Genomic DNA, 11,589 nt, shown 5'->3' on the forward strand with positions numbered 1-11,589 from the left:
GTTTGGGGCAGGATGCCCCAACACGATCAAAGACGTCAGTCTTTGATTCGTGAGAGCCATCGCGGGCGTGTACCGCGATGAGCGAGCTGATTTATTCCAAGGATGGAATAAATCAGCATTTACTTAGGGAAGCGCTGATTTATTCAGTGCTTCCCGTTTGGGGCAGGATGCCCCAACACGATCAAAGACGTCAGTCTTTGATTCGTGAGAGCCATCGCGGGCGTGTACCGCGATGAGCGAGCTGATTTATTCCAAGGATGGAATAAATCAGCATTTACTTAGAGCAGCGGCGTCGTCAGGCGGGCCAGATTCTGGACGATGACCTCGCGCCGACTGCGCAGCGCCCAGGCTTCGATGCTCAGAATACGGGCAGAGTCGCGATAACGTGTCAGCAGCCGGTTGAGTGTCTGTGCGGTTTGCGGCGCATAGAACAAAAGACCGAGCTCCGCGTTGATGAGCGATGAGCGCACATCCAGATTGGCACTGCCGATCAATGAAATCCGGTCGTCAAACAGGGCAAATTTAGTGTGCAGAAAGTACCGGGGGTAACGGCGAATAATGACGCCGACTTCCAGAAGCTCTGCATAGTAGGATTCCTGTGCCCATTGCACCAGACGCTGGTCGAGTCGCTCCGAGAGAATCAGTTCCACCTCCACGCCGCGTTGCGCCGCTGTTTTGAGGGCGAGCAGCATCGGATCGTCCGGTACGAAATAAGGTGTGACGAGGCGGATCGATTCGGTGCTCACGTGCAGCAGTGACAGCAGCAGTTGTTGCTGAACCGGATCGGGGTATTCCGGCCCGCTGGGCAGACCGAGGCAGATTTCCTCACCAGCCGTCTGCGGGATCGGGAAATACTGGACTCCGGTGAGCATGGCATTGCGCTCGACATACCAGTCACCGGCAAAGACGGTCTGCAACTCCAGCACAATGGGGCCTTGCAGGCGCAGCATGATGTCTTCGTAGATGATTTTTGGCTTGAAATCCGGACGGATCAGATTCATGGAACCGGCATAACCGATCAGCCCGTCGATCACCACGAGCTTGCGGTGATTGCGTAAATCGAAACGCGCCGCCTGGCGTGGGAGTTTGCTGCGTGGAAAGGCGCGTGCCACCCGGATGCCCTCGGCCTCCAATGCCAGCAACGGGGCCATGAACGCCTTGCTGCCGTAGTCATCCACCAATAGGCGGACTTCAACGCCCCGCTTCACCGCGCGGAGCATGGCCGCGAAAACGGGTTCGGTTAACTCGTCCCGGGCGGCGATATAAAACAGCAGATGCACCGAATGATTGGCGTTGTCGATGTCGGCAGCCAGTTGCCGGACCAGTTCGGGGAGCTGCTCGATCACAGCGACTGCATTGCCGCCAAACTCGGGGAATATGCGCCAATGTCGCGCCAGTTGTACGATCGGACGCCACTGATCCGGCAGGGTTGTGCGATGGTGCAGGCTTTGTTGTTTCTGCAGATGGTTCAGGTTCGGCGCCAGGGCTTTTTCAAGGTCGTCGATTTTTTGTTGCCGGGCGGATGAAACACGCGGGCGACCGACAAACAGATAGATAATCCCGCCGATGATCGGCTGGAAAAAGATCAGCAGCAACCAGGCTGTCGCCGTGACAGGTGGGCGCCTCATGGGTACGACGATCAGTGCAAACAAGCGCACCAGCCATTCGACCAGCACATAAAGAGCGGCCCAGTGTGGATTGTGCAGATCGAACAGTTCGAGCATCAGCGTCGCCCTCCGCCCGAAGCCGCCAGCAATACGCGGTCCATCCAGCGCGAGGGCAGGAGCCTACGCAGTACAGAGAACAGGTAAGTGGGTACGGTAACCGGATAGCGCGCCTTGGGGCGGCGTGATTCGAGTGCGTGGATCACCCGGTCGAGCACCGCTTCCGGGGGAAGGGTGAAGGGAGCGGCCGGCCCCGGTTTGTTGAGTCGTTCAAGCTGCTTGCGATAGGCATCGGCATGAAAGGAAGACTCGATCGGGATGAATCGCAGGAACGCGGCCTGGGCATTGGCGCGGAAGCGGGAAGTGATGGGCCCCGGTTCGATCAGGGAAACATCGATACCCGTGCCATTGAGTTCCAGCCGGAGTGTGTCGCTCAACCCTTCCAGTGCAAATTTGCTGGCGACATAGGCGCCGCGAAACGGCAGTGCCGCAATGCCAAGCACCGAGCTGTTCTGGATGATCCTGCCGAATCCTTGAGCGCGCATCAGCGGAATGACCCGGTTCGCGAGCACCTGCCAGCCAAACAGATTGGTCTCGAATTGGGCGCGCAAAGCCGCACGCGATAAATCTTCCACCGCACCCGGCAGGCCGAACGCGCCGTTGTTGAACAGCGCGTCGAGCGTGCCGCCCGTGTGCGCCAGGGCTGCGTTCAGGCCGGATTCGATGGATTGATCATCCGTGAGATCCAGCAGCACAACCGGAATATCGGCATGGGGCCAAGTCTTAATATCTTTTTCCTGCCGTACCGAAGCGATGACCCGGTGCCCCCGATCGGCCAAGCCGCGGGCCACACATCGGCCAATGCCGGATGAGCAGCCGGTGATCAGGATCGAGCGAGGGATTCGGGCGGTGTTCGGCACGTCGGTGAGCCCCTGTTTGAAACTGCGGTTATCTTAGCTCAATCCAGCCGCTCAATCCGCTGCGACATTGAACTTGGCGCTATGGTATGGTGTCCACAACATAGTGTTTTGACCATGATAGGAGTGTGCCATGAGCCTGCAAAATTCAACCGTAAGCCCTCGCAGTGAGTCCTTGCTGGCTACCAACCAGCTGATTCGCAATACCTATCTCATGCTGTCGCTGACCTTGATTTTCAGTGCGGCGATGGCGGGCGTATCCATGTGGATGAACCTGCCACCGATGATTTCGCTTATCTCGATGTTCGGTTCCATGGCATTGATCTGGTTTGTGTTGCCGCGCACCGCGCGTTCCGGCGCGGGATTGGTGACCGTCTTCGCAATCACCGGCCTGATGGGGCTGGGTCTTGGCCCAACCATCAATTATTACCTGCATCTTGAAGGCGGCGACCAGATCGTGATGACCGCATTGGGTGGCACGGGCGCCATTTTCCTTGCGCTCTCGGCCTATGCGCTGATCTCCCGTCGTGATTTTTCGTTCATGGGCGGCTTTCTGATGGTCGGCATGATCGTGGTGCTGCTTGCCATGCTCGGGAACTTGTTCTTCGATTTACCGGCATTGTCCATGGCGCTTTCCGGCGCGGTCATCCTGTTGATGAGCGGGTTTATTCTGTATGACACCAGCCGCATGGTGAACGCCGGTGAGGACAACTATCTGATGATGACGGTGAGTTTGTATCTGAGTATCTTCAACATCTTCGTCAGCCTGCTGAATATTCTGGGCGCCAGCCGGGACTGAGTCTGCCTCGGGCTGACCATGCAAAAGCTCCGCTGGTCGGGGCTTTTTTGTTATTCAATCAGGTTATGAGCTGAGCGGGAGGTTCTGGAATGGATTGGCTCAAGATCTTTTCTGCCCTTTTTATCGTGGCGATGCTGGTTTTTCTGTGGCCGCGAGCGGGGCAGATGATCAGGGAGAGTCGCAAAGGCTCACTCAATGAATGGTTGCTGGTGGGGATGTTGCTGCTTGGCGTGGCGGCGTTTGTCGCATTTTTGATGTATGGCATCCGAAGATGAACGTGCGGATTTATTGACTATGGCATCTTTGAAATATGTCCAGCAGGCAGCTAGGCCGCGAAGGCGTTGATCAGATCTTCCTTGGGAAGCTATTGGATGGACCGATAGAATGGACCGATAGACGGGCCGATCTTTGTGTTGGTTTGGTAGACTGCCCCGATAATCTTGTGGTTCGACGACATGCCGGGCATGTGGCTCGTGTGGCAGAAACCTGGATAACTTCTGAAATCCACGCGTATATGGAGGGGGTATGTGGCGTTTTTTCATCATGTTTTCGCTAATATTGATCGCGCTGTTTGCCCTTGAATTGGTCAAATCGGTCCAGGTCTGGGTTGTTATGCCATGGACCGAAATCCTGGCCCGGGTGAGTGCTGCCATTCTTGTCCTTTTTGACTCAAGCGTGCAGGTGCACGGTGTAGTCATCCAAAACATGACCACTTTTTCAGGCGTTTCCATTGAGCCGGGTTGCAATGGGGTCGAGGCTTGCATTGTCCTCATCGCTGCGATCATTGCTTTCCCTGCGCCCTGGAAATACAAGCTGATGGGTGTCGCGGCGGGTGTGCTGGCTGTCCAGGGTCTTAACATCCTGCGGATAATCAGTCTGTTCTATCTGGTGCAATGGAGTGCGGCTGCCTTCAAATTTGCTCATCTTTACCTTTGGCAGGCCCTGATCATGCTGGATGTGTTGGTTATCTGGCTGGTTTGGATCCGGTTCGTGTTACGCAATGCGGCGTCAGAGGAGCCAACATGCGAACCGGCTTGATTTCTGGCTTTGTAGTGCAAGTGATCGTCTGGCTTGTTCTGTGTTTGATCGGGTGGTACGCCTTGGGCGCGGTTTTCGCCGCTCCGGTGGGCTGGTTAGCCGGGAATCTGATGCATGGAATTTACCCAGGGTGGGTTGATGGCTTCGAAATGCACGGTACGCAAATCGACTTGCTTACCGGCCTTCAGTTGCCCTCGGCTCAGGGGGCTGAGTCGGGTCGCGTTGCCCTGCTCACGCCTGAGGCCGACTATCTTACCTATGGTTTTGGCCTGCCGTTGATGATTGCGCTGTTTCTGGCTTCCGGGCGACGCAAGGTCCTATTCAAGATGCTGTTGGCCATGGCTTTGTTGTTACCGTTTACGGTATTTAGCGTTTTTTTCTCCTGGCTCAAGGATGTGGCGATTGTCGCTGGACCTGCTGTTGCCGGTCAGGTGGATTTCGGGGAACTGGGGCGAAATGCCATCGCCTTGGCCTACCAGTTCGGGACTCTGATTTTGCCGACATTGGCGCCGATCGCGATCTGGTTGGCACTTGATTACTCGGTGCTGGCACCGATGCTTCAGAAGCAGGGTGATATTGTAAGCAAAGATTAGCCTGAATTTTTTAGGTTGTTCTTCTTCCTATCTCTTTGCCTTGGGTGCAGTGCCAACCAAGTCGCCATCTTTAAGTTGGTCCTCCTTCTGCTGCAAAGACTGAGGTGTATGTTACTGATCAGCACTGAAAATCATATTATTCTAATACGCTTATATATATGGAATTTATAATGATATATTATAATTTTACTTTATGGCGTATGAGTTATGTGTCATGTTAAGCGCGTGGTTTTAACTAAATAATGGTCGTTATTAAGGGGGCTCTGATTAACTCCTGAGTAGCCGAGACGAGCTTTTGAGGGATGATCCGCAACACAGTGGATCGCCTCCCAATGGCCCGCTCTATGCCGTCTGCTGCACAAAATTCCCAATGCGTCGTTATCGGCTTCGTAGCGTAACTGCATCTGTGAGGTTTTGCCTTGTCTTGCGGCTTTTGGCGCAGCAATTCGGATCACGAAGGAATTGATCAGATATTCCTTAACCAAACTGATAGATTACGGAGATTTTCCAGGATGAATTCCAAGGAATTGTTGACTGCTATAGTCGGTATTAGGGTTTTTGGGTTGAGGCGCCTGTTACTTGGTGGCGCACTAATGATGGTAGCTGGTTCTGCATTTGCTGCATCAAATCTGGTGGTGAACCAGACGGATAACCCTGACCCAGGGGCAGCGGGAGGGAACTTCGCCTATTCAATTGAGGTGACAAACTCTGGCCCTGATACGGCCACTGGGGTTTCGCTCGCGGATACCTTGCCATCCGGTTCGATTTTTGTGAGCGCGACGCCACCTTCTGGCGGTAGTTGCAGCGCTCCATCGGGTGGTGTCGTGAACTGTTCGTTACCGGACATGCCTCAAAGTGTCACGCCCCTTACCACGGTAATCACCGTAACATTGCCTACTGCCGGGGCTTATACCAACAATGTTTCCGTTACCAGTGCAACTAATAGTCCCGCCACGGTTGATGCCCAGCCGCAAAATACCACAGCCCTTGCCGCGTCAGATATGCAAATCAACGCCAGCTCATCCTCTGCCACTGTAGTTGCTGGTCAAGCATACTCTTACACCCTCAGCGCAACGAACAATGGCCCTGATGCGGTTGAGGCGGGGGGGGCGATTCATATCTCATTCTCGGTTCCTACCGGTGCCAGCATCACCAGTCGACCCTCAGGGGCTGGTTGGAATTGCGCACCCAGCTCAGGGTATCCACTGAGTTCCGGTACCGTAACCTGTAGTGCCGCATCAATTGCAAGCGGTGCCACGAGCAACAATATTACAGTGAATGCCGTGGCGAACGTTACCGGTTCCGTAGCGGCGGCATTTACGGCGTCAGCGACCAAATCGAACGGAGATCCGATGCCGGATGGTAACTCCAGTAATGACACGACGACGACCAGTGTGACCGTGTCGGCTGGTTCAGATGTATCAATTAGTGCTACTGCGACGCCAAACCCGGTAGCTCAAGGCAGCAATGTCTCTTATACGCTGACACCTCGTTTCAATGGGGGGCTTGAACCCGGCTCAACGGGCTCGGGAATCATCACCGTTACGAGTACCCTGGATGCAGGGTTAACCTATGTCCCTGCCAGTGCAACCGGTACCGGTTGGACATGTAGTGATAGTGGTCAAACCCTCACTTGTACCCGGCCAGGCCCCTATACGGGGGGCAATTTCACGAATATGCCGCAAATCAGTTTTCAGGCTACCTCGACTACGTCAGGTACGTTGAACAATAGTTTCAATATTGCCATTCCTGAAACCGACCCCGATATGACAAACAATTCAGGTGTAGTCGGTGTTACCTCAAGCAATGAAGCGGATCTATCCCTCACCAAAACAACTACACTGAATCCGGTCGTCCCGGGGCAGGATTTCGCTTATAACCTCGTGGTACGGGATAACGGCCTGCTGGCAGTGGCTGCCGGTCAAACAATTACAGTCACTGACGATATCCCTGCCGGAGTTACAGTTACCTCTGCCCCAAGTGGATCAGGTTGGGCATGTACGCCGTCCAGCGGTTATCCAGCGGCCGGCCCTGTGACTATTTCCTGTACACGTAGCGGTCCACTGTCAGCCAACAGTAATGCCCCCACTATCTCCATACCGGCGCAAATCACGACTACGGGAACGATTGGTAATACCGCATCAGTTGGTTTAACGGGTGCAGGACCTGTCGACACTAATTCGAGCAATGACTCTGGCAGCGTTAACGTGACTGCCAGTGGTACATCGGCGAATTTGGCGATAACCAAAACCGCTAGTGGCGATGTGAATGCAGGCCAACCGCTGACCTATACCTTGGTGGTGAGTAATGCGGGTCCGGATGCTTCAACCAATGTCACCGTGACTGACGCGCTAAGTAGTTTGATCAATACAGGTGGGTTGCAATCCATCACCACTACTCAGGGAGCCTGTACCCCTGCGGCTCTTCCTGCCAATGGTACGAGTCAGAATGTCAGTTGTAATTTAGGTACCCTCAATAATGGTGCTAATGCAACCATTACTATCACGGTGTTGCCTAACATCGCCGTTACCGGAACTCGTACGAATACTGCCTCCGTTACGTCGCCGGATATCGGCGATCCTGATCGCACCAATAATTCGGCCTCAGCGAGCAGCACGGTGACGGCTGTGGTCGATCTGGCTATGGCTAAATCGGCGACACCGAGCTCTGTGGCCGCTGGTGCGCCATTAAACTATGTTGCAACCATAACGAACAACGGCCCATCCTCTGCTCAAGACGTGGCGATGACAGATACATTGCCGACCAATGCAACGTTCATCGACCTGGTGAATGTGTCCAATAGCGGTACTTGCGGCACCGTGCCCAATGCTGGGGATGCTGGTGGAACGCTCGCTTGTACTTGGCCGTCTGCTGTCGCAAGTGGAAGTCAGCGCACAGTCACCTACCGCGTTCGTCCACTCGTTTCGGCCGTGGGTAGTACGGTGGATAACAGCGTGACAGCGTCAACATCTACGATTGAAACCAATTCGGCCAATAACACCGCAACGACGAGCACGCCTGTGACTCCGGTTGACTTGGATGTGCTTATCAATAAAACGGTTAGCAATGCATCGGTGCCTTTGGGAGGGAACACGACATACACGGTCACGGTCACCAACAACGGCCCATCAGAAGCGACTGGCGTCGAAATGACGGATAGCTTCCCTGCTCCGGCTAGTAATTACCCCATAACTATTACTCCGCCTACACCTACTGCAGTTTTCAGTTACCAGGGGGGATTGACTATCACTCCTTCGGGGGCAGGTACCTGTGTCGAGCCAGCTATTGGCGCAACGAGTGGGGTGATGACCTGTTCCTTCCCAACTTTGGATCAGGCGCAATCTGTAACCATTTCATATAATCAAAAAGCAGAGAGCATCACTCAGCCTGGCGCGCTATCAGGTACCACGACGAACTTCGCTTCCGTCAAGGTAAACGAAACTGAATCGATCCCGGTCAACAATAACTACGCCTCACAGAGCACTTCGACATTCAGACCAAGCAGCAATGCGGATCTGGCCGTTACCAAAACGCTGACGGATCCCTCGAATGGTGTGTTGATACCGGGTAACAACGCTGTCTATGAGTTGTCGGTTACCAATAATGGCCCGGATTCTAGTCAGAGCGCCCAGGTGACCGATACGTTGCCAGCCGGTTTGACCTTTGTTTCAGCTCCGGGTTGTATATTCAATAATGGTACGGTCAGCTGTGACTTGGGAACACTGGCGAATGGGGCGACACAAACGTTCACGGTAACAACAACGGTGAACAAGCCGTATAACGGTGTAACCCCGCTCATCAATGAAGCTGATGTGGATGCGCCGGGTGATCCTGTGCCTGGTAATAATAAATCCACTGTGAACACGCCGGTGATCGTGCCGCACGACGTACCTGTACTGTCGAATCTGGCCATGATTCTGCTGGCAGCCCTTATGGGTGTAGTGGGCGTATTCGTGTACAGGAGAAGATAGTGCCCGGTACGCCTTAAGTTATAACTAACCCGGCAGGAAATCGCCGGGTTTTTTGTTTTGGGCTTCCGGCTTTCGACAGCATGAGTGAGCTTGATCCATGGTTGTTGAGTCGAGATGAGTCTGAATATATGGGCTTAAGGAACCTCTGATTAAATCCTGCGTGACCGAGACGGGTTTTTGAGGGATGAGCCGCAAGGCGCGGTGCGAAAGGAATGGTTATTCCATTCGTGAGGGCCGCAACACAGCGGATCGCCCTCAAAAACCCGTCCCATTCGGGTTGCCGCCCAAAAGCCGCAACACGTCGTTATCGGCCTTGGCATCGTAGAATAATAACTACGACCGGCGGCCTCTGCCTCGTTTTGCGGCTTTTGGATCAGCAACTCGGTTCACGAAGGATTTAATCAGAGGTTCCTTAACAAGTTACTATCTCCATTTTCGATTGAGCTGAATAATGTATGACTGATGCCGCTCCGAATGGATTGCCGGAAGAGGATATCCGTGCCGCCATGCGCGCCATGTCCGGTTACATCGATATCACCCCCGAAGATTTTCGTGAAATCTATGAACTGGCGCATGAACATGCCATCAAGCGCCTATTCGCAAAGATGGACGTGCCGCACCTGATGCGGCGGGATTTGTCTGCGCTTCGCCCGGATCAGTCATTGACGGAGGCGGCCGAGCAGATGGCCTTGATGCACGCGCATACCTTGCCGGTGGTTGATGAGTCCGGTCTGGTGTTGGGCGATGTCAGCGAATGGAATTTCCTGCGCGGCTATGGCGCCGATACTTTCTTCTCACTGGTATTTCGTTTGATGGCGCACGACGAGCGATTCATCACGTACTGCGAGCGAACCACCGTGGCGGAAGTGATGACCCGGCCGGCGGTCACGTTGCCGGAACATGGCACGTTTGCCGATATCGTGAGTGCCTTCCATCGGGTGGAAGAAAAGCGCCTGCCGGTAGTCGACGCGAATAACCGCATCATAGGCGTGGTGATGCGCCGCGATTTTCTCGAGAGCTTCCACTGGGATCAGTGGTTGTGAGCCGCCCGTCGAGCGATCCTGCCCGGCCGACCGGTTGGTCGGGCTACTGGCGCAAGTGGCGCGGGCGTGGTCATGGTTCGCCGCCGCGGGTGAGTTGGGCCGAGGTTTTCTGGTCGGGGCTGGGCGGCGTGTTGGGGCTGATGGCTGTCGGGTTGTGCGCACTGGCATTTAGCGGGCTGGATCGCATCCTGATTATCGGTTCAATCGGTGCCTCGGCCGTGTTGCTGTTCGGTGCCATTCGTAGTCCGCTGGCACAGCCGCGCAACCTGATTGGTGGGCATGCGTTGTCCGCGCTGATCGGCGTGACCCTTCATCTGCTTCTTGTCCGTGAATCGGGTGATCCGGGTATCCTGTCCGGCATTCAGCCTTTTATCGCTTCGGTCTTCGCTCCGGCCTTGGCCGTGGGGCTGTCCATTGCCGTGATGCACGCCACTCGAACCCTCCACCCGCCCGGCGGCGCCACAGCTTTGGTCGCGGTCATCGGCAGTCAGCAGATACATGATATGGGCTACTGGTTCGTGCTTTTCCCCGGCATCCTTGCGCCGCTGATCCTGTTGTTGATCGCGCTGATTTTTAACAATCTGGTGCCCAAACGGGTGTACCCGGAATTTTGGTGGTAGTTGGCGCGACAGCACACTGTCGCTCAAGTAATACCGCCTTCTGCCGATACCCTCTAAACCATTGCATTCCTATAAATACAACTAGAGGAAAATTCATCAATGAACCGTTGGATCTCACATTTTTCGATCGCACAAAAAAATCTGTTCAGTTACGGACTGATTTTGGTGCTGATGTGCTCGATGGCCATTCTGACTTATTTCAACATGAGCCGTATTCAAGGCATGACGAAAGAGGTCATCGGCCAAAGGCAGCCAGCGGCATTCGCCGCGGATGGTATTCGTGTGCAGCTTGAGCGGGCGATGGCTTCCGTCGGTCTGTATCTGCAGAGCAAAAGCCCCGCAGACAAAAAGCGATTTGACGAGGCCATTGCCGGCATCAGCCAGGAACAGACTGCGTTAAAGAAGCATTCCGATGCATCACTGGATGGTCTGGATGCCGGTCTGAAAACCTTCGTTACCGATGCCAACGAGGTGATGAAGATATCTGCCGACGATAAGCTGAACATGCCCGGCATGGAGTTCGCGAACGAGAACGTCAACCCGCTGGCGATTCAGATTTCCGGATTGATGGGTACCTTGATTTCGTCAGAGGCGGATGCGGAGGCTGGTGTTTACCCACGCCGGGCGCTGGTGCTCGATTTGGCCCGACTTCGCGGCGAGTGGGGCGATGTTGTGGCGGGATTGCGCGGTTTCATGGCGTTTCGCAGCCCGGCATTGGAGAAAAATTTCAACCTGTACTCGGCAGAGGTGCTCAAGCGCACCCAAGAGATTAATGCCAATTACGGCAACCTCTTAACGTTCGAGCAGCAGGATGCGATCGATCAGCTATTAAAGCTCTTGCCTCGATTCATCGATCAGGCGGGGAAGGCGTTTGCGATTCACAAGTCGGATAAATGGCGTATGGATGCCTATCTTGTTCGCACCAAACTGACGCCGGCATTTGC

Annotated in this window: 10 protein-coding genes; 8 read left to right on the forward strand and 2 right to left on the reverse strand. The window is 54.6% G+C overall.

The window, feature by feature from the left end; all coding sequences use genetic code 11:
* Positions 1-278 precede the first annotated feature (278 nt).
* Complete coding sequence (gene cls / locus PHD44_RS00725; RefSeq protein ID WP_300186855.1) at positions 279-1,724, reverse strand: cardiolipin synthase; 1,446 nt, start codon at positions 1,722-1,724, stop codon at positions 279-281.
* Positions 1,724-2,584 (reverse strand): SDR family NAD(P)-dependent oxidoreductase, encoded by an 861-nt coding sequence (locus PHD44_RS00730; protein WP_300186858.1) that lies wholly within the window; start codon positions 2,582-2,584, stop codon positions 1,724-1,726. The genes cls and PHD44_RS00730 overlap by 1 nt, the downstream gene beginning before the upstream one ends.
* Before the next feature lie 130 nt (positions 2,585-2,714).
* Between PHD44_RS00730 and PHD44_RS00735 the strand changes: the two genes are divergently transcribed.
* The 8 genes from PHD44_RS00735 to PHD44_RS00770 all read left to right on the forward strand — a co-directional run.
* Positions 2,715-3,380 carry a Bax inhibitor-1/YccA family protein gene (locus PHD44_RS00735; RefSeq protein ID WP_300186861.1) on the forward strand — a complete coding sequence of 222 codons (666 nt, stop codon included), beginning with the start codon at positions 2,715-2,717 and terminating at the stop codon, positions 3,378-3,380.
* An 89-nt stretch (positions 3,381-3,469) separates the two neighbouring features.
* Positions 3,470-3,655 (forward strand): hypothetical protein, encoded by a 186-nt coding sequence (locus tag PHD44_RS00740; protein WP_300186864.1) that lies wholly within the window; start codon positions 3,470-3,472, stop codon positions 3,653-3,655.
* Positions 3,656-3,923: 268 nt separating this feature from the next.
* Positions 3,924-4,418: an exosortase H gene (gene xrtH, locus PHD44_RS00745; protein ID WP_300186885.1), complete on the forward strand. Its 495-nt coding sequence runs from the start codon at positions 3,924-3,926 to the stop codon at positions 4,416-4,418.
* Positions 4,403-5,011 carry an exosortase H-associated membrane protein gene (locus PHD44_RS00750; protein WP_300186868.1) on the forward strand — a complete coding sequence of 203 codons (609 nt, stop codon included), beginning with the start codon at positions 4,403-4,405 and terminating at the stop codon, positions 5,009-5,011. Before xrtH ends, PHD44_RS00750 begins: the two co-directional genes overlap by 16 nt.
* A 512-nt stretch (positions 5,012-5,523) precedes the next feature.
* Entirely contained in the window at positions 5,524-8,982 is a 3,459-nt protein-coding gene (locus PHD44_RS00755) for an IPTL-CTERM sorting domain-containing protein (protein ID WP_300186871.1), read from the forward strand.
* A gap of 455 nt (positions 8,983-9,437) precedes the next feature.
* Positions 9,438-10,025, forward strand: a complete 588-nt coding sequence (locus PHD44_RS00760) for a CBS domain-containing protein (RefSeq protein WP_300186874.1) — start codon at positions 9,438-9,440, stop codon at positions 10,023-10,025.
* Complete coding sequence (locus tag PHD44_RS00765) at positions 10,022-10,645, forward strand: HPP family protein (RefSeq protein WP_300186877.1); 624 nt, start codon at positions 10,022-10,024, stop codon at positions 10,643-10,645. Before PHD44_RS00760 ends, PHD44_RS00765 begins: the two co-directional genes overlap by 4 nt.
* A 99-nt stretch (positions 10,646-10,744) precedes the next feature.
* The coding region (locus PHD44_RS00770) for a hypothetical protein (protein WP_300186880.1) at positions 10,745-11,589 on the forward strand (845 nt) is incomplete at its 3' end.

The sequence above is a fragment of the Halothiobacillus sp. genome, from assembly GCF_028710545.1.
In the GTDB taxonomy this organism is placed as follows: Bacteria; Pseudomonadota; Gammaproteobacteria; order Halothiobacillales; family Halothiobacillaceae; genus Halothiobacillus.